20 protein-coding genes and 1 tRNA gene are annotated in these 18,676 nt (G+C 59.2%); 13 read left to right on the top strand and 8 right to left on the bottom strand.

Annotated features, from left to right (window positions below):
- Positions 1 to 34: 34 nt before the first annotated feature.
- Positions 35 to 886 (bottom strand): SDR family oxidoreductase, encoded by an 852-nt coding sequence (locus tag AC3WUT_RS17610; RefSeq protein ID WP_492348370.1) that lies wholly within the window; start codon positions 884 to 886, stop codon positions 35 to 37.
- 90 nt (positions 887 to 976) lie between these two features.
- Here AC3WUT_RS17610 and AC3WUT_RS17605 point away from each other — a divergent pair, with 90 nt between their 5' ends.
- The gene (locus AC3WUT_RS17605; RefSeq protein WP_492348369.1) at positions 977 to 1,393 is read left to right on the top strand and encodes a winged helix-turn-helix transcriptional regulator; all 417 of its coding nucleotides are present in this window, start codon (positions 977 to 979) and stop codon (positions 1,391 to 1,393) included.
- Positions 1,394 to 1,501: 108 nt separating this feature from the next.
- Here AC3WUT_RS17605 and AC3WUT_RS17600 read toward each other — a convergent pair.
- A tRNA-Met gene (locus AC3WUT_RS17600) sits at positions 1,502 to 1,578 on the bottom strand.
- Positions 1,579 to 1,764: 186 nt separating this feature from the next.
- Here AC3WUT_RS17600 and AC3WUT_RS17595 point away from each other — a divergent pair.
- The gene (locus AC3WUT_RS17595) at positions 1,765 to 2,448 is read left to right on the top strand and encodes a glutathione S-transferase family protein (protein ID WP_492348368.1); all 684 of its coding nucleotides are present in this window, start codon (positions 1,765 to 1,767) and stop codon (positions 2,446 to 2,448) included.
- A 5-nt stretch (positions 2,449 to 2,453) separates the two neighbouring features.
- Positions 2,454 to 2,888 (top strand): lysozyme inhibitor LprI family protein, encoded by a 435-nt coding sequence (locus AC3WUT_RS17590; protein ID WP_492348367.1) that lies wholly within the window; start codon positions 2,454 to 2,456, stop codon positions 2,886 to 2,888.
- Between the two features lie 19 nt (positions 2,889 to 2,907).
- On the opposite strand, the gene AC3WUT_RS17585 is transcribed toward AC3WUT_RS17590, so the two are convergent.
- The 5 genes from AC3WUT_RS17585 to AC3WUT_RS17565 all read right to left on the bottom strand — a co-directional run bounded on the left by AC3WUT_RS17585 (position 2,908) and on the right by AC3WUT_RS17565 (position 8,897).
- Positions 2,908 to 4,173 carry an FAD-binding domain-containing protein gene (locus AC3WUT_RS17585; RefSeq protein WP_492348366.1) on the bottom strand — a complete coding sequence of 422 codons (1,266 nt, stop codon included), beginning with the start codon at positions 4,171 to 4,173 and terminating at the stop codon, positions 2,908 to 2,910.
- 41 nt (positions 4,174 to 4,214) lie between these two features.
- Entirely contained in the window at positions 4,215 to 5,033 is an 819-nt protein-coding gene (locus tag AC3WUT_RS17580; protein WP_492348437.1) for an EAL domain-containing protein, read from the bottom strand.
- Positions 5,034 to 5,360: 327 nt separating this feature from the next.
- On the bottom strand, positions 5,361 to 6,482 hold the full coding sequence (locus AC3WUT_RS17575) for a hypothetical protein (protein ID WP_492348365.1): 1,122 nt from the start codon (positions 6,480 to 6,482) through the stop codon (positions 5,361 to 5,363).
- 211 nt (positions 6,483 to 6,693) lie between these two features.
- The gene (locus AC3WUT_RS17570; RefSeq protein ID WP_492348364.1) at positions 6,694 to 7,125 is read right to left on the bottom strand and encodes a c-type cytochrome; all 432 of its coding nucleotides are present in this window, start codon (positions 7,123 to 7,125) and stop codon (positions 6,694 to 6,696) included.
- A gap of 836 nt (positions 7,126 to 7,961) precedes the next feature.
- The gene (locus AC3WUT_RS17565; protein ID WP_492348363.1) at positions 7,962 to 8,897 is read right to left on the bottom strand and encodes a LysR family transcriptional regulator; all 936 of its coding nucleotides are present in this window, start codon (positions 8,895 to 8,897) and stop codon (positions 7,962 to 7,964) included.
- 118 nt (positions 8,898 to 9,015) lie between these two features.
- Here AC3WUT_RS17565 and AC3WUT_RS17560 point away from each other — a divergent pair, with 118 nt between their 5' ends.
- A complete protein-coding gene (locus AC3WUT_RS17560; protein WP_492348362.1) occupies positions 9,016 to 10,137 on the top strand; it encodes a YeiH family protein in 1,122 nt (373 codons plus the stop codon).
- A gap of 54 nt (positions 10,138 to 10,191) precedes the next feature.
- Here the strand turns inward: AC3WUT_RS17560 and AC3WUT_RS17555 are convergent, their stop codons facing one another.
- Positions 10,192 to 11,565 (bottom strand): sigma-54 interaction domain-containing protein, encoded by a 1,374-nt coding sequence (locus AC3WUT_RS17555; RefSeq protein ID WP_492348361.1) that lies wholly within the window; start codon positions 11,563 to 11,565, stop codon positions 10,192 to 10,194.
- 268 nt (positions 11,566 to 11,833) lie between these two features.
- Here AC3WUT_RS17555 and cydP point away from each other — a divergent pair, with 268 nt between their 5' ends.
- The 9 genes from cydP to AC3WUT_RS17510 all read left to right on the top strand — a co-directional run bounded on the left by cydP (position 11,834) and on the right by AC3WUT_RS17510 (position 18,646).
- The gene (gene cydP, locus AC3WUT_RS17550) at positions 11,834 to 12,064 is read left to right on the top strand and encodes a cytochrome oxidase putative small subunit CydP (protein ID WP_492348360.1); all 231 of its coding nucleotides are present in this window, start codon (positions 11,834 to 11,836) and stop codon (positions 12,062 to 12,064) included.
- Entirely contained in the window at positions 12,061 to 13,629 is a 1,569-nt protein-coding gene (locus AC3WUT_RS17545; RefSeq protein WP_492348359.1) for a cytochrome ubiquinol oxidase subunit I, read from the top strand. Before cydP ends, AC3WUT_RS17545 begins: the two co-directional genes overlap by 4 nt.
- A gap of 12 nt (positions 13,630 to 13,641) precedes the next feature.
- Entirely contained in the window at positions 13,642 to 14,784 is a 1,143-nt protein-coding gene (gene cydB, locus AC3WUT_RS17540; protein WP_492348358.1) for a cytochrome d ubiquinol oxidase subunit II, read from the top strand.
- 15 nt (positions 14,785 to 14,799) lie between these two features.
- On the top strand, positions 14,800 to 14,976 hold the full coding sequence (gene cydX, locus AC3WUT_RS17535) for a cytochrome bd-I oxidase subunit CydX (RefSeq protein ID WP_492348357.1): 177 nt from the start codon (positions 14,800 to 14,802) through the stop codon (positions 14,974 to 14,976).
- A complete protein-coding gene (locus AC3WUT_RS17530) occupies positions 14,973 to 15,263 on the top strand; it encodes a cyd operon YbgE family protein (RefSeq protein WP_492348356.1) in 291 nt (96 codons plus the stop codon). The genes cydX and AC3WUT_RS17530 overlap by 4 nt, the downstream gene beginning before the upstream one ends.
- 67 nt (positions 15,264 to 15,330) lie before the next feature.
- Positions 15,331 to 15,723, top strand: coding sequence for a group II truncated hemoglobin (locus AC3WUT_RS17525; RefSeq protein WP_492348355.1), 393 nt, complete (start codon positions 15,331 to 15,333; stop codon positions 15,721 to 15,723).
- A 316-nt stretch (positions 15,724 to 16,039) separates the two neighbouring features.
- Positions 16,040 to 17,473 carry a cytochrome c oxidase accessory protein CcoG gene (ccoG, locus tag AC3WUT_RS17520; protein ID WP_492348354.1) on the top strand — a complete coding sequence of 478 codons (1,434 nt, stop codon included), beginning with the start codon at positions 16,040 to 16,042 and terminating at the stop codon, positions 17,471 to 17,473.
- A gap of 455 nt (positions 17,474 to 17,928) precedes the next feature.
- A complete protein-coding gene (locus AC3WUT_RS17515) occupies positions 17,929 to 18,150 on the top strand; it encodes a hypothetical protein (protein ID WP_492348353.1) in 222 nt (73 codons plus the stop codon).
- 262 nt (positions 18,151 to 18,412) lie between these two features.
- Entirely contained in the window at positions 18,413 to 18,646 is a 234-nt protein-coding gene (locus AC3WUT_RS17510; RefSeq protein WP_492348352.1) for a hypothetical protein, read from the top strand.
- Positions 18,647 to 18,676: the final 30 nt, after the last annotated feature.

The raw sequence follows: 18,676 nt of genomic DNA, 5'->3' as shown, positions 1-18,676 counted from the left end.
CCGCGCCGACCCCGCCCGCCAGCGCATCGCAGGCTCAGCCCAGGCTGGCCTGCAGCAGCGTGGCCAGGGGCGTGGTGGGGCGCGCGATCAAGCGGCCCAACTGGCCGCTGCCCTCGTACAAGCCGCCCTGGGCCGCACCGGCATCCGAGTTGACCAGCAGTTCGGCAATGGGCTCCGGCAGACCAGCCTGAAGCAGCGCCCCCTTGAAGTCTGCCTCGGGCAGGTTCACATACGGGACGGTCTTGCCCGTGGCCTGACTGAGCTCGGCGGCCAATTCGCTCAGGGTGTAGGCGCTGTCGCCCGCCAGCTCATAGACCTTGCCGGCCTGATCGGCCTGAGTGAGCACGGCAGCCGCGGCGTCGGCATAGTCAGCCCGCGCGGCCGACGAGATGCGCCCGTCGCCCGCGCTGCCAATCAAGGCACCGTGCGCCAACGCAGCCGGCACACTGGCCAGGTAGTTCTCGGTGTACCAGCCATTGCGCAGCAACACATGGGGCAGGCCCGAGGCCTTCAGGGCACGCTCGGTGGCCAAGTGCTCGGCCGCCAGGCCCAGGGGCGAGGTATCGGCCCTCAGCAGGCTGGTGTAGGCCAGCAGCTTGACGCCGGCGCGCACCGCGGCATCGATCACGTTCTGATGCTGGGGCTGGCGTTGGCCCACCTCGCTCGAAGAAATCAGCAACACCTTGTCCGCGCCAGCGAAGGCGGCGTCCAGGGTGGCCGGGCGGTTGTAGTCGGCCTCGCGCACCTGCACGCCCAGGGCGGCCAGCGCGCTGGCCTTGGCTGGCTGGCGCACGGCGGCGACGATTTGCGAAGCGGGCACGCTGCGCAGCAGCGATTGAATGACGAGTTGACCCAGTTGGCCGGTGGCGCCAGTGACGACGATCATGAGATGCTTTCCTGTGCTTGAAAAAGAGAAGAGCCGCTATGATTGCGACGACACTAACTTTTCGCAAGTACGCACAAAAAGGTAAGCGCCATGAACAAAACACGCCCTGAGGACATCCCCCTGGCCGGCACCCTGGCCGAACGCATGGCCCGGGGCGATGTGTTCTCCGAGGCCTGCCCTTCGCGCGAGGTGCTGCGCAACGTCACCAGCCGTTGGGGGGTGTTGATTCTGGTGGCTCTGCGGGGCGGCACGCACCGCTTCAGCGACCTGCGCCGCAAGATCAAGGGCATCAGTGAAAAGATGTTGGCGCAGACCCTGCAGACGCTGGAGCAGGATGGCTTTGTGCTGCGGGTGGCCCACCCGGTGATTCCGCCCCATGTGGAGTACTCACTGACGCCGGTGGGGCAGCAGGTCAGCCAGCGGGTGGAAGACCTGGCCAACTGGATCGAGCAGAGCCTGCCCGTGATCCTCAGTGCGCGCGAATCGGCGCAAGCCAAAAGCCCCTGAGGCTCTGAGGCCCTGAATCTGGGGTGCCGGCCTGCGTGTTGACCGAGCACAAAGCAAAACGCCCACTGATCAGTGGGCGTTTGCTACAAGCCGCAAGGGCTTGGGTATTGGTTGCGCGGGCAGGATTTGAACTTGCGACCTTTGGGTTATGAGCCCAACGAGCTACCAGGCTGCTCCACCGCGCAGACGAATCATAACAGTGTTCGGAATATGAAATTCCGTTGATAGAAAAATAAGTTTTAAAAACTGCCAGGGGCCCCGCCGGTGCTTTGCCAGGCTGAGACACAGGCGAGCGCCAAAGCGATGACAATCGCGCCGTGCTCGGCAGCTTCCATCGCCCGGCCCTCCTGCAACCCACCCCCTGGAACCGCATGATCACCGTCCACCACCTCGAAACCTCGCGTTCGCAGCGCGTGCTCTGGCTGCTCGAAGAACTGGGCCTGCCCTACCAGATCAAGACTTACAAGCGCGACCCCAAGACCCGCCTGGCACCGCCCGAACTCAAGGCGATCCACCCGCTGGGCAAATCGCCGGTGATCACCGATGGGAACATCACGGTGGCCGAGTCCGGGGCCATCCTGGAGTACCTGGCCGAGCAATATGGCCAGAGCCTGAGCGGTGAACTGGCCGGCCTGGAGCCCGCCCGCGGTACCGAGGAGCATCGGCAATGCCGCTTCTGGATGCACTACGCCGAAGGCTCGCTGATGAACTGGCTGGTGATGAAGCTGGTGTTCATGACCATCCCGACCCAGCCCATGCCCTTCTTCGTGCGCCCCATCGCCCGCCAGCTCTGCGCCAAGGTGCAGGCCGCACTGATCAACCCCAATGTGGACACGGCCATGGCCTTCATGGACAGCCACCTGGCCACCCACACCTGGTTTGCCGGGCCGGTACTGACACTGGCCGACTTTCAGATGAGCTTTGCGGTGGAGGCCGCCCTGTCCCGCGCCGGCAAGGCCGACCGCTATCCGCACTTGGCGGCCTTCTGCCAGCGCATGAACGCGCGCCCAGCCTACCAGCGCGCCATCGCCCAAGGCGGGCCGGTGGTGATGTGATGGCCATGAAGCCCGCATCGCTGGCCGGCCTGGCCCTGGTACTGGGGTGCTGCCTGGCCGATGCCCAGACCAACGCCCCGCCCGGCAGCCAGGCCGCGTTGGAGGCCGAGGCCCTGAAAAACTGCGAGGCCAACCAGATGAGCTTGAACCTGTGCTCTTTTCACCGCTACAAAAAGGGGGATGCCGAGTTGAACCGGCTGTACCAGGCGCACCTGGCCCGCATGTCGTCCAAGGTGGATGCGCAGCGCTACCGCGAGGCCCAGCGCGCCTGGCTGAAGTACGCCGAGGCCGATTGCCTGTACCGCAACGGGCCGCGTGAAGAATCGGGCACGATCTGGCCTCTGCTGCAAAACACCTGTCTGAGCGAGCACACCGAGGCGCGGCTGCGCATCCTGCGACAACAATTCAACTGCACCCAGGACGGTTGCCCAGGCAACTGAGGCACCCAGTCGCTGCCTTTCAGCCGCGGCTTTGGCCCAGTAGATCGCCAGCGCTGATGAACCCTTTGGAGGCCCGAGTCCACCACTGCGAAAACGAGGTACAGGGCCGCTCCACCAGCGGGAACAGCCTGGGCGCCGGCAGGCAAGTTGCCCATCGGCTCAGCCAAGACTGCAAGTGCGGCTCGGCCACGCAGCGCACCTTGCGCGCGGCGGCAAGGGCGCAGCCCACCGCCTCGGCATCGCCCCACCATGACAGACTGGTCAGCTCGGCCAGCCGTGTTCCGACAAAGCGCCAGCGCGCCTCGCTCCAGGGCCAGGCTTGGTGAAAATCCGCCAGCCACAGGCCGATCACCACCGTGTCAGCCGGCAGATCCGCAGGCAAGGCCCCCAGCTGCCAGGGGTGCACCAGCCAGACCTCCCGGCCCGCCACATCCGCAGCCTGGGGCGAGTGGGTCCGCAGCCCCTCGGGGGGCTGGCTGTGCAATGCGGGCTCATTCAGCGCAGGCGCCAGCGCAGCCCCTGGTGACGCGGCGCCAGGGCTGCGCGCCATCATGTCCAGCGCTTCGTAGCGGGTGTCGATCACGCTGCCCTCGCTGTGCCAGGACGCGGGCGCAAAGCGCGCCACATTCTCGGCATTGAACACATAGGGCTTGCTGCTGCCCGTGCCCGCCACCCATTGCCAACTCAGGTGGTTGCTCGCCAGATCGCCGTCCAGCAAGTGGCCATACAGCCAATCAGCCCCCGCACGCCAATGCACCTTGCGCACATGCACCACATAGCTCGCCAGCCACATGCGGGCGTGGTTGTGCAGGTAGCCCGTGGCGTACAAGGCCCGCACGGCCTGATCGACCGCCGGCACACCCGTGCAGCCCAGCCGGACGTCAGGCGGCAGCTGCGGCGCATACGCCTCGTCCGGCAAGGGGCCAGGATGCAAAGACTGAAAAATACCGTCCCCCAGCCGCCCCCAGACATGGCGACCAAATTCGCGCCAGCCCAGTTCGTAGACCCACTTGTGCTGCACCTCGATCGGGTGGCGCTCGTGCACGCCAGCCAACACCTGCGGCAGACTCAGCAAACCATGGGTGATGTAGGGTGACAGCCCGCTGACGGCCCCCTCCAGCGAATTGCGGGTGCGCGCATAGACGACAGGGTCCAGCGCGGCCAGGCGGGCCTGGGCCTCAGCCTGCGTGGGCGGGGCTTGGGTTTTGCTGACAAGCCAACCCGGGGCGAGAGGCCTGGCCTGCGGCCCATCGTCCGGGCCTTCAGTCTGATGCCATCGACTCATGAAGTGTCTTGGGAGAGGGCGTGGCCAAGCCACGGGCAGGTTCAACGATAGGCGTCAGGGTGGAGCGTGGCCATGGCACGGAAAGCCGGGCGCGCAAACAGATAGCCCTGCATCAATTCAATGCCCTGATCCAACAGAAAATCTCGCTCGGAGGCAGTCTCCACCCCCTCGGCGATGAGGGTAATGGCCATCTCGCGGCTCAGGCTCACCAGGCTTCGGACAATCGCCTGCCGCGCCGGGTTCAGATCGACACCGCGAATCAAATCCATGTCGATCTTGACCAGATCAGGCTGAAAGTCTGACAGCAGCTTGAGCCCGGCGTAGCCTGCCCCGAAGTCATCAATGGCTGTCTTGAAGCCACAACGCTTGTATTCACGAAGAATGCTGGCAAACCACGGCCCATCCTCGATCCGTTCGCCCTCGGTCACCTCAAAGATGATGTGGTCCAACGGAAAACCATGCACCCGGGCCGCTTCCAGCGTGGTGCGGATGCAGACTTCGGGTTGGTAGATGGCGTTGGGCAGAAAGTTGATGGAAATCGGCTCTTGAATCCCAAGCGCCTTCGCCCCCTTGATGGCCTTCACGCGGCAGGCCTGGTCAAAGCTGTAGCGATTCACATCATTGACCTGCGCCAGAACGCTTGCCGCCCCCTCACCATTCGGCCCGCGCACCAAGGCTTCATGCGCGAACACCGCCTTGCGCGCCAGATCCACGATGGGCTGATACGCGTAATCGAAGGCAAACCCCACACGCTCGCCACGACCGCAATCGATGCAATCTTGAGCACTGCCGCTCAAGGGGATGAACGTGTCCGGGAAGGCTTTGTTCCGGCTGTCGGAATGCAAGGGCTCAATGCGCATGATGATCGTGGAGGGCAAGCCGTGGTCTCAGAAATTGAAGTGCCTCCAGCACACCCGTCACTGACGGTTCTACCACGTTCCAAATCGACGGACAGCCGGAAATTCATGGGGTACCAACTAAAAAACTGCGCCGCGGTCTGAGGCCGAACAGGCGCGTCCAGGATGTGCGAAGGGGAATTCCTGAAGGAAAAAGCCGCGGACAAACTGAACAGTGGACTGGAGTGCAGGCGGCTCCAGCGCATGCGACGCGCCAAACCAATGCCCCCAACTGTCCAAGAAACCATCGCGACAGAACATGATGAACTGTGGGCAGCAGGGGTTCTGCTTTTAACTCACTTCAACCGTCTGACCTTCAAACACAAACCCAAACTGCCCCGGCTTAAATTGAGCCGCAGGGGTTCGATTGTCGTAAATCTCCCCACTGAATGTGGTGCCAGACAACTGAACCATCTCTGGTGTTGTTGATTCAGCACCAAAAGCCGCCAAGATGTTGAGCATATTATCTCGAGTGATGTTGCAGGAGAAATTCGCACTTCGCCAACCAGAAGGGCCCACCATCAAATTATCGCCTTTGTTTTCAACAAATTTCGATGTCTTTCCTTGAGCCAGGGTTGCGCCAATCCAATACTCACCATCCGTCGAATTAACCAATACGTCGTTCCCATCAAAGCCGGGATCACCTATATTTCGACTCTCCCAAAACCCAACCAAGACAACGATATCGACAATATTCGAGGCAAAGGATTTTCCGTCAGAGCGCCGAAAGCTCACTCTCCAGCCGATCTGCCCGCCCACCCCAGACGCGCTACCAGCAGCAGGCGCGAAGTAGGACTCACCCAGCGAGAGTTTGCACCTCATGCGCAGGCATTGCGACGAAGTTGGCCCAAGGTAGATCGCTGATGAAGGATAGGACCGAGAAATGTGAATATCAGGCCCATAGCCCTGAAAATTGCCAGCACCGTCGTCCAGCGAGGGCGTGTCAAACCCGTTAATGAACATGCCGACACGCCCTTGCGCATCCAATTGCACACCCGTGGCACGCGCAACGCCCGTGGTACAGGCCCGGTAGTCTTCTGAATCAGGGCTGATCAACCCTGTCACACTCGCAAGATCGATCAAAGGCACTCCAGGCTTCAAAAGCCGATACCCAACAAGATTTTTTGACTCATCGTATCCAGCATTGCCTAGCCTGTATTTCACCCCGGTCGCAGATTGATTCAAGACAGGATCAAGCCAATAGGGATCAAAGCCATCGATGCTGGGCGCTCCCAGGTTGTCATCCCCCGTATAAAGCAAGCTCTTCATACTTTTTGCAAAGTCAGATTGACTCAAGTATTTGAAAGGGCTTGAAGAAACGGAAGCGGTCTGACCACCACCTCCACCGCAACCTGCAAGCGCTCCAATGAAAGCGCCCCCCATAGAAGAGAAAATAACATCTCGTCTTTTCATTCATACCCCCTGTTTCAAAGCAGTCTGAAGAATATCAGTTCCAGCAAAAAAGGGGCTCAAGACGCACTGGCCCCATGCAGCACAGCGCTGTGTAAAACCTGGCTGGACATTGCTTCGCATGACGCCTTGATCCGAATGTCAGGGAGGGGGGAGACAGAACCGCCTGGGGGCCGGGCCAAGCAAGGAGATGCGCCGCAGCCATCCTGCGGCCTCATCGCCAGGGCACAGCCTGCAGCCAGGGCAATGGCCGCCCGCCAAACAACTGCAGAAGCCAGCCCAAACGTCCAAACCATCCTGCAGTCACTGCGACAGTGTGCTTGCCGGCGGCGCCCACCCGCTGGCCATGGTCGCCATGGCAGGCTACGCATTGCTGTTGATAGACCACCTCACCGCGTACCAAGTTGGCCTCTCTTTTAGACTCTTCCACCACCATTTCTTTTTCACCAATGATCTTGGCACCTCGAGGTCCCCCCCGTGAGAGGAATTCGATGTACGCGACGATGGCTGTCATTTTTTTGGAATCAACGAGTACTTCGCGCCCGGCCAAGCTGTGTGTGAAGCACAGGTTGATTCGATTCTCCAACGAGGCCATCTTGCCAAAACGTGCCTGAAACTGAGGATGCACGCTATAAGCGTCGATCAAGGGGCCGCAAATGGAACCGTAGCGGCAGCCCTATGACAACTGGCACAGGCCATGTTGGTGCCGGCATACCGTTGGGAATGGTCAAGCACTTCTGGGCCCAGGTATTCCGACGTGTGGGAAAACAAAGCCTCCCCGGTCTTGATAAGACGGTTTGGCTCGCTGTCGGCCAGATTGGACGGATCAATTTCAGGAACGGGCTACGTGCGCAGATCCACAACAGGGCGTTCTGATAAGGCAGAAGCGTTCAATTCGGCGACTGCGACCAACCCACTGGACAGAGAAGTAAACAAGCCGAATGCCATGCCAACCATCGTCAATCGATAACCCAGCGATCAAGGCCATGAGGCTGGTTGCTTGTACATGTGTTCGCCATCTGCTTGACCTTTGTTGATTAGATGTTTATCGCATATGCTTATTTTATTTTTATATAAATATCGGTTCTATTTGACAGCCATGAACCTTTTACAAGTCAGTAGAGGTTCGTTGAGACTGATCAACGATTGAGCAAATGACACCCAATCTGTGACCTAAAGATCGCTCAAGCGGATCACAACAAGCCCAGCACGACAAGCCAGGAGGTCAGAGGGTCACTGGGCGAAATGAAAATGCCAACCCTTCACATCCAGAGCGTTCCCGAAAACAGGCCGCCCGCTTCAGGCCCGAGAGTGCACCGTTCATGGGTCTGATGCTCACGGCGTGCATCGCAGGGACTGATCAGCGCAGATGCTTTCAAGGCCGCCTCGAAAGCCGGCCGACAGCCCCAGGCCCCCAGAAACCAGACGCTGCGGCAACCGCTTGCACCCTCCACACGGCGCTCGGTCCGCCATGGGGAATCGCTACTTTTTCAACGAGCGAATTGGTCGTTCAAAGCACTCACAGTGCGCAACAAAGCGTTGCAGATTGCCCGACAGACGCTTTTGCCGGTGCTGTATCCGGTAAAAGCGGCGCGTCAGCAGAGGCAGGGGGGTTTGCAATATGACCAATCTGCCGAGTGTCACCAGGTCTTGCACCGCGCACAACGGCAGACATGCCAGGCCGACACCCTCAGCCGCCGCACTCTTGATCGCCTCGGTACTGCCTGGTTGCACGTCGCCGGCCAAATGGTGCAGGTGGGGCAGCAACACCTGTTCCACCGCCTCTCGCGTGCCAGAACCTGTTTCGCGAAGCAACCAGTTGGCCTGCTGCAAAGCCTGCAAAGAGACAGGCACTGAAACATGGGCCTGCGCCAATGTATGCGTAGGCGCGGCCACAATGACCAGTTCGTCCTGCAGCCATGGGGAGACGCCAAGATCCGTCTCGTGACAAGGTCCTTCGATCAAGCCCATATCGACTTCGAGCCTGCTCACCGCAACGGCGACATCATGCGTGTTGCCGATGACGACGTCCACCGCGGCACCGGGCCAAGCCTTTTTGTAGCTGGCAACCAACGCTGGCAACACATAGTTGCCAATCGTCGTGCTGGCGCCGATGCGAAGCCTCGTGACCAATCGCGCCGTGGCCGATGGCGACCTGCCAAGCCCGAACTGGCTTTCGATCTCCTGAGCCCCCTCAAGCAAGGCCCGGGCCTGAGGCAGCAGTGCTCGGCCATTGTCATTCAACAGCAAGCGCTTGCCGATGCGATCGAAGAGCTGTGCGCCGAGCAACCTCTCCAGTTCGTTCAGTGCGCCGCTGGTGGCCGACTGCGAAAGCGCAACTCGCTCGCCCGCAGCCGTGGTACTGCCGGTATCGGCCACGGCCGCGAAGATCAGGAGTTGACGCAATGTCAGATTCATTCAGTGCCTCAATGACCTGTTTATCGAATAGGTTATATCTAAATTATCTGTTTGTCAGATACGTTGCATCCCTTCAAAGTCCGTCCATGTTTCCAAATGCGACGTGACGGAGAAAACGATGCACAGCGCCCCTTTCGGCACCCCACACAAATCGCCACTTGCTGGCATGCCCCGTCTTCGCCAGTTGATGCCCGGCCTCGCGCTGACAGGCCTTCTAGCGTTCGCGTCGATTCAGTTGAGTCAGAATGGGTGGCTGCAAGCCAACGGCATCAGCGCGCTGACTCTTGCCATCGTGCTGGGCATAGGGGTCGGCAACACCCTTTACCCAAGCCTGAATAACGTTGCAACGGCGGGCGTGAGCTTCTCCAAGGCCAACCTGCTGCGCATTGGAATCATTCTGTATGGTCTGCGCCTGACCTTTCAGGACATCGGCAGCGTGGGCTGGACGGGTATAGCCATCGACGCGACGATCTTGTGCAGCACATTCGGGCTCGCCTACGTCTTCGGGACCCGAGTGTTGGGCCTCAACCGGGAGACGGCACTGCTGATCGGCGCAGGTAGTTCGATATGTGGTGCCGCAGCGGTCATGGCCACGGCACCGGTGGTGCGTGGACGCGCCGAGCATGTGATTGTCGCGGTGGCCACAGTGGTGGTGTTCGGCACGCTGGCGATCTTCGTGTATCCGATGCTGTATCACCTGGCGACTCAACATCGGCAGTTCAATCTCTCGCCAAGCGCATATGGCATGTTCGCTGGCTCAACGATTCATGAGGTCGCACAGGTCGTGGCAGCAGGCCACGCCATCAGCGCGCAAGCCGCCAACACGGCGGTGATCACCAAGATGGTCAGAGTGATGATGCTCGCACCCTTTCTCATGATCCTGTCAGCCTACCTCTCCCGCTCAGGCGCCACAGACCCGGCCACCGACGATGACGACGACGGAGAAGGTCAAGGCCATGCCAAGCGCGGCGGCATCGTCATTCCGTGGTTTGCCCTCGGATTCGTGCTGGTGACCGCACTCCATTCGCTGGCATTGCTGCCACATGTGATCGTGACCCAACTGATTGACGTCGACTCCGTGCTGCTTGCGATGGCCATGGCCGGCCTGGGTCTGACAACACACGGCTCGGCCATCCGCAAGGCTGGAATCAAGCCACTGGCGCTGGCGGCGGTGCTGTTCGTGTGGTTGGTATGCGGCGGCTTCGCGATCAACGAGGGCATCACGGCAATCCTGAACTAAAAAAGACCTGAAATTTCCTCCCTGCGAGCATTTGCTGACATGGCGGACGCCACCTCACACCGGACGATCTGTACTCATTTCTGCGGCCTTTATCTTTCGATAGAGCGAACGCATGCTGATGCCCAATTGCTCAGCCAAAGCTTGGCGACTTCCCTTGTGCGATGCCAGCAAAGATCTGAAGGCTTCAAGTTCGGCATCTTTCAGAGTTGTGGCGCCTTGACTCCAAGTTGCGGTCCGAACCGTTCGCGCAGGCACAGATTCATGAGATGCGGCTACCCCAAGGTGTAACGATCGCTCCACAACTTCGTATCCGATCTCAGGCCCGTCACATAGCAAAGTTGCACGCTCTAGTACGTTGCGCAATTCTCGAATGTTGCCAGGAAACGGCCAGGTAGCCAGCAAGTTCATGGCCGCAGGGCTGAGTACAAATGCACGCTGGGGTGAAACCCGATTCAGCAGGGTTGCGACCAACATCGGAATGTCTGCAGCCCGCGCCCGCAACGGCGGTAACGCGATGGGAAAGGTGTTCAGTCGAAAATACAAATCTTGCCTGAAGCGTCCATCTGCCACCATGCGCTCCATGTCCCGGTGAGTGGCAGAAACCACTCTGACGTTTGCATGACGCAGGGCCGTAGACCCGACTCGCCGATACGTTCCGCTTTCCAACAACCGAAGAAGCTTGACCTGCATCCCCAAGGGAATATCTCCCAATTCGTCCAGAAACAAAGTCCCCCCGGACGCAGCTTCAACCAATCCCGGACGAGCCGCATGAGCCCCCGTGTAGGCGCCCTTTTCGTGGCCGAAGAGCTCACTCTCAAAAAGGCTTTCAGTGACGCTTGCACAGTCCACCACGACAAAAGGCTGTGCCGATCTCTTGCTTCCCTCGTGAACTGCTCGCGCAAGCAGTTCTTTGCCAGTGCCGGACTCGCCAAGTAGCATTACCGACGCGTCCGAGGGTGCGACGCGGCTGACCAACTCGAGCATTGAACGGAAGGCGTTTGACTGACCAATCAGACCGGAGAGGACCGAGGGCTGCCCCGTTTGACGCAAGGGCTCCATTTTTTCGACGTAGTAGCACGGGTTCCCGGAAACCCCTGACACTGGGACCAGTTCGATGCTGACATATTGTTCTCCCTGCGGAGTGTGGTGGAGATGGAGCTCTCGTTCTCGCTGACCAGTCTTTCGGGACTTGGCCAGCGGGCAACTCTCGCCAGCTTGATCACAGGGCACATCGAAATGGTGGGAGACGGCATAGCACGTCCGCCCGAGAACTGACTCATTTGGGCTGAACAGGCGCCTGTAGGCGTTGTTTGCTGCCAGTATTCGATAGTTCTGATCAAAAAGGATATGGGGCTCAGGCATTCCCTCGAGAAAGGATGCCAACTCTGGAGGGACCTCTATCTCCTCGGGATTCGTACGAGTGCTCATTGCCGAAGTTGCCTTTGTGTCAGTGAAGGCCCCAAAAGGTTGTCAATCGAACAGCCGTCAAGTCCGCCACCATCGTTCTCGGCGGAACGCGATGGGTCCACCACCAATCAGCGCACGGGGCCTTGTTGCTCAGCATTCAGTTTATGCCATATATGGCACTGAATGCCAAAATTGGCACTCAATCGAAGTACGGCAAGCGACGAAGCTGCTGAGCATTCGATGTAACTTGTTGTCAGTAAAGCCTTATGCAGGGTTTTGCGAAGCAGGCATGAAATTTGATACCCCCAGGTGTATGTTGAATGCGCAAGGCCATCTCGCTCGCCACCTGGCCTGGATTGTTGCCATCAAAGTCGCGGCCCTTGTTGCGATTTGGTTTTTCCTCATCCGGGACGCCTCGCCTCCAGTCAGCGCGGAGAGCGCCGCGGCACACATGGCCGCCACGACAAACGCCTCCAAGAAATCTCAAATGCCTGCGTCTCTGAAAGGAGCCACCCCGTGATCTCAGAACAACTCGTCGACCTGTCAAGGCTACAGTTCGCTGCAACTGCGCTTTACCACTTTCTGTTCGTGCCGTTGACGCTGGGCATGGTATGGATGCTCGTCATCATGGAAACGGTCTACGTGATGACTGGTCAGGTGGTCTGGAAGGACATGACCCGGTTCTGGGGCAAGCTGTTTGGCATCAACTTCGCCTTGGGGGTGACCACGGGCATCACCCTTGAATTCCAGTTTGGAACCAACTGGGCCTATTACTCCCACTACGTTGGTGACATCTTTGGAGCCCCCCTGGCCATCGAAGGCCTGATGGCGTTCTTTTTGGAAAGCACCTTCATCGGCCTGTTCTTTTTTGGGTGGGATCGCTTACCAAAGACCCAACATTTGATGGTGACGGGCCTGATGGCCATCGGCACCAACTTGTCGGCCCTTTGGATTCTGATCGCCAATGGCTGGATGCAGAACCCAGTAGGTGCTGAGTTCAACTGGCAGACCATGCGCATGGAGATGGTTGACTTTTGGGCCATCGTGTTCAACCCGGATGCGCAAGCCAAATTTGTACACACGGTATCGGCAGGTTATGTGACCGGTGCCATGTTTGTTTTGTCCATTTCAAGCTGGTATCTGCTCAAAGGGCGTGACATTGAATTCGCCAAACGGAGCTTTCGTGTGGCGTCTGCGTTCGGACTGGCGAGTGTGTTGAGCGTGATCGTGTTGGGCGACGAATCAGGTTACACGGTTGGAGAAGCGCAGCAGACCAAGATGGCTGCGATCGAAGCCATGTGGAACACAGAGCCGGCTCCAGCCGGTCTCAAGCTGATTGCTGGTATCAACGAAGCTCAATCCAAGAACGACTGGGAGTTGGAGATCCCCTGGCTGATGGGATTGATCGGTACGCGATCGGTCACCAAGCAAATCCCAGGCATCCACGAAATCAAGGCCCGCAATCGTGAACGCATCGTGAATGGCATCCGGGCCGTGGCGGCCCTGGAAGCCCTTAGAAAGAACCGAGGTGACGACACCGCCAAGCAGGTTTTGGAGGCCACCAAGGGTGATCTGGGCTTTGGGCTCCTGCTTAAAAAGTACACCACCGACGTGACCCAGGCCACGCCTGCAATGATTGATCAGGCCATGCACGACACAGTGCCGAAGGTCACCCCCATGTTCTGGAGCTTCCGCCTGATGGTGGGCCTGGGTTTTGCCATGCTCGCCTTGTTTGGCCTGGCCTTCTGGAGCACCCTCAAAGGTGCTTGCCACAAACACCGTTGGTTGCTGCGCTGGGCGGTGCTGATGCTTCCGGCTCCTTGGATCGCGTGTGAGCTGGGTTGGGTGGTTGCGGAATACGGCCGCCAACCCTGGACCATTTATGGCGTGCTGCCCACTCACCTCAGCGTTTCCACGCTCACCGTCGAGAGCCTGTACGGCTCCTTGGCAGGCTTTATCGGGTTCTACACGATCCTGTTGTTCGTCGAGATGTTCCTGATGGTCAAGTTTGCTCGACAGGGACCGGGCAGCCTCGGCACCGGCCGATATGAACAAGAACCCCATCACGGCCACGCTGCCGCGTGAGAGGAGAACGACATGTTGGATTACTCAACACTCAAGTTGATCTGGTGGCTGCTCGTCGGCGTTCTGCTGGTGGGTTTTGCAGTGATGGACGGCCATGACATGGGGGTCGGCACCCTACTGCCCTTCGTGGGAAAAGGCGATGACGAGCGCCGCGTCGTGATCAACACGGTCGGCCCTCATTGGGATGGCAACCAAGTTTGGTTCATCACAGGAGGCGGCGCCATTTTTGCCGCCTGGCCTTTGGTTTATGCCACCGCATTCAGTGGCTTCTACTGGGCCATGCTGGCGGTTCTCTGGGCTCTCTTCTTTCGACCGGTAGGGTTTGACTACCGCAGCAAAATTCACAATTCTCTATGGCGCAGCACCTGGGATTGGGGCCTGTTTGTGGGAGGTGCCGTGCCGCCACTGATCTTTGGCGTGGCTTTCGGCAATCTGCTGCAAGGCGTCCCCTTCGAGTTCGATAACTTTCTGGTCTCCCACTACACGGGCAACTTCTGGCAACTGCTGAATCCCTTCGCGCTGCTGGCAGGGATCGTCAGCAGCAGCATGATCACGCTGCACGGGGCAACCTACCTGGCCCACCGAACTGAAGGCGCCATTCAAAGCCGGTCGATACACGCGGCCATGGGCGCCTCGCTCTTGATGGTGGTGACCTTTGTTTTGGCTGGGTTGTGGCTTCGGCACGGCGGAATACAAGGCTACGTCATCACCTCGGCGATAGACCCCTCTGCATTGCCTGACCCCCTTGCCAAAACCGTCGTACGCAGTGCAGATGGCTGGTGGCGCAACTACAGCACCTATCCAATGCTATGGCTGCTTCCAACGATGGGCATCGTGGCAGCGCTGTTGGCATTCATGTTGACAGCATTGCGTTTCACACTCTCAGCCTTCATCGCATCGTCCATGGCCATTACCGGTGTGATTGGCACTGCTGGCGCAGCCATGTTCCCGTTCCTGATGCCCTCATCTACTCAGCCACAAGCCAGCTTGACTGTCTGGGACAGCGTCTCCAGCCACCTGACGCTTGGTTTGATGTTCTGGGCAACGATGATCTTCATGCCGTTGATTGTTTTTTACACCAGTTGGGCCTATCGAGTGATGCGAGGCAAGGTCACGGTGGCTCACATCCGGGCCAATGATCACACGGCTTACTAGGCGCATCTCAGAAATATGGGTGTCCACTTTTTGGACTCCCCTCACGAATTGAAATGGAATCAAACCATGTGGTACTTCGCTTGGATTCTGGGTGTTGGGTTTGCGGTCTTGCTTGCAGTGATGAATGCGATGTGGGGCGAAAACGAAGAAGCTCGCCTCGCGGCCAGGAAGGCTGACCAAGAGAAGTCATGAAGAAAGACCCTCCAGCCAAGGCTCCCGTGAGTTCGCCGCTGCACCTCCCCTGCCTTGCCACGGCGTTGATCATCATGTTGGTCGGGACACTGTATCCGGCCATCATGACGGATCGGCTAGGACATCCAGACCATCGCCTGGCCGGTCTCCTCTTGTATGCCATGAGCGCAGGGTTTGTTCGTGGCCTGGGCTTCATCCCAAGTCATCTACTGTGGCGCTGGACATTCTCCGGATGGGCATGCTTGCTGGCATTGACTGGGGCAGCCGTCCTGCGGCTGGGGTCATGAAAAGCGACCCGAAACACAGAATTTTCTGGGCGTGTTGCACGCTTTTGCTTGAGGCTCCGGATTCACCATGAGTTCACCATCTATTTTCGAACGCCTTGGCGGCTCTGAGGGTGTTCACAAGCTTGTGGAGCGATTTTACGGTTTGATGGATGAGCAACCCGAAGCCTACGCCGTGAGACAACTCCACCCTCAAGATTTGCAAGGAAGCGCAGAAAGCCTTCGCTTGTTTCTCAGCGGCTGGTTTGGTGGCCCGCCTCTGTACGCTGAGCAAAGGGGGCATCCAAGATTGAGGATGCGCCATCTACCCTATCGCATCGGCAAGCTTGAGCGCGATGAATGGATGACGTGCATGACTCAGGCACTGGATGAGCAAATCGATGATCCGATGCTCAAGAACGCGATCTTGGGAGCGTTCTCCTCCATGGCAGACCACATGATCAACAGCGCTACACCTGCCTGAAATTTCTTCCGCGGAATGCCTGACGAAATGGGCTGCCCCCCGCTCAAGCAAGGTCAGCACGCCCATCGTGATGACAGCACAAGAAAAGTGAGGATCAAGAAAGTTGCGAATGCTGACCACGACTTGATTCACGTCAATTTGCACGCTTGAGCAAACAAGACAATACAAGCGTATCCAGATACATCCTCACCAAATGCCCTAAGTAGGATGTTCTACCCGGATGTGCCCTCCCTGCATTCAGGCGGAGGGTCGGTTCGGAGCGACGGCGATAGACAAGTATCTGGGGTGCTCGCATTGTTTTCTGTCTGGAGCCAGCGTGGAAACCTCGTCAAATCAAACCAAAGTCATTCCCATCGTTGCGGCACCGCCGGAAGATGCCGAGGTGTTCCTGTACGCCGCCACCAAAAAGATCCATCCGCGCTCGGTCAGTGGCCTGTTTGCTCGCTGGCGCTGGGGCCTGGTGTTCCTCACGCAGATCGTCTTTTATGGCTTGCCCTGGCTGGAGTGGGGCCAGCGTCAGGCGGTGCTGTTTGACCTGGGAGCGCGGCGCTTCTACCTGTTCGGCATCGTCCTTTACCCGCAGGATTTCATCTACCTGACCGGCTTGCTGGTGATCTCGGCCCTGTCGCTGTTTCTGTTCACGGCCGTCGCCGGTCGCCTGTGGTGCGGCTATGCCTGCCCCCAGACGGTGTACACCGAGATCTTCCTGTGGATCGAGCGGCGCTTCGAGGGAGACCGCATGGCCCGCATCCGCCTGGACGAGGCCCCCATGTCGCTCAACAAGCTTTGGCGGCGCGGCGGCAAGCACGGGGTCTGGCTGGCCGTGGCCGTGTGGACGGGCTTCACCTTTGTCGGCTATTTCACGCCCGTGCGCACGCTGGGCCTGGAGGTCTGGACCAACTCCCTGGGCCCCTGGGAGACCTTCTGGGTGCTGTTCTACGGCTTTGCCACCTATGGCAATGCCGGCTTCATGCGCGAGCAGGTGTGCAAATACATGTGTCCCTATGCCCGCTTCCAGAGCGCCATGTTCGACAAGGACACCTTGATCGTCACCTACGACGAAGCGCGCGGCGAGCCGCGCGGCAAGCGCTCGCGCAAGGCCGACCCGGCGGCGCTGAAGCTGGGGGCTTGCGTGGATTGCGAGTTGTGCGTGCAGGTCTGCCCCACCGGCATCGACATCCGCAAGGGGCTGCAATACGAGTGCATCGGCTGCGGCGCCTGTGCCGATGTGTGCGACACGGTGATGGACAAGCTCAACTACCCGCGCGGCCTGGTGCGCTACTCCACCCAGAACGCGGTGCGCAACGGCTGGACGCGCGCACAGATCCTGCGCCATGTGATGCGCCCCCGGGTGCTGGTGTATGCCACCGTGCTGCTGGCGCTGACCGTGGCGCTGTTCTCCCACCTGGTGCTGCGCACGCCCTTGCGCGTGGATGTGGTGCGCGACCGCGCGGCGCTGTCGCGGATTGCCCCGGGCGGCATGCTGGAGAACGTGTACCGACTGCAGATCATGAACGCCACCGAAAAGCCACAGACCTACCGGTTGGGCGCCACGGGCCTGGAGGGCCTGAAGGTGGCCTCGGAGGTGTTGGTCGAGGTGGGGCCGGCCGAATCGCGCTGGGTGCCCGTGCGCCTGCAGGTGCCCTATGGCTCGGCCCCGGCAGGTTCGCACACCGTTTATTTCTCGATCGGTGCCGAGGGGGGCGAGGCCCATGTGTCGGAGAAGTCGGCCTTCCTGGTGCCGCGTTAAGTCGAAATGTCAAGGCAGGCGCCAAGAACGACGCTTGGCGCCGCAGCCTGTGGGGGCCGGGGGCTACGCCGCCTTCGCGTTGCTCAGCATCACATGCGCGATTTCGTCGCTTTCATGTTCGCAAGCACACACAAGGCGACTCATCGCAGACGGTGAAGCCGGGGAGTCTTGAGCCACGTCGTTGTTCAAGGCCTGCGGCGCCCGACCGCTGTTCGGCGTAGTGAGGCCGGACCTGGCATTGCTTTCTTTAAGAAACAGCCCTGCACATGATCGGGCTGGGCTGTCGTGGTCTATTTTGTCGCCCACTATGCAGTGTTAAGAATTTAGGTTGCCTAACGATCAGCGCCAGCACGTCACCTTCTTAAAGAAAGGTCGGAAATCGAGTGAGGAGGACGCCAACAACCCCGGGCCAGCATCGTGCTGAAAGATCAAGCAATTGTGGAAGCGCTAGTGTCGTGTACGACGACACCGCTGCCCTATCGCGCAAATTCAGCGATGCGCACCAGCGCAGGATCCACGTGCCTGTGCAGCATGAGGACAAATCCAGCGCACAACAGCGCAACAGTGTCGGGGCAAGGGGTTGGGTGCTGACACGTGGAAAAACACGTTGTAGCGCGTTTATTCAGCAGCATTTGCTGGCGCTGATGACGCACCCAGCTTGCAAAGCTGCTTTCTGACAGACAAAGAAAAACGGCCTGTGCTACTTTTCAGTAGCAACAGACCGTTGTCTTGGAGGAGAGAGAGACATTCCCAAAATGCCTTACAGGCCTTTACCAGCCTCAAAAAATAGATTCCAAAACCAATAATTGCCCCCAATTTTGCCCCTCCAAGCATTCAACCGAGCCAAGCGCCCCAAGGAGCGATCTTCGGTAGACTCCCAAAATTGCATTGTTTCCTTCATCCTCAGGGGACTGAAGCCAATCACAAAGGGAGTTCAACATGTCGACACACACCGTGCGAATCGAGCGTAACCGCACAGGCAATTTCTCGTCCAGCAGCCTGGGAACCGATGCATTGAATGCCGTCAGTAGCATTCCAGGTGTCCTCAGTGCGGCGATCATCGAAGAGTCCAGCAAAGAGGCCGTCGTCAAGTACGAGTGGGATGGTCGGGAGGATTTTCAGACGACCGATGAACACCTAGCCCAGTTCCATGTTCAACGAATCTGGGAATAATCTCCAAGCGTCTGAGATTACGTCAATCGG

This window comes from Curvibacter sp. EU05-FHT14A10, assembly GCF_058791075.1.
This window is presented reverse-complemented; position numbering and strand designations above follow the sequence as displayed.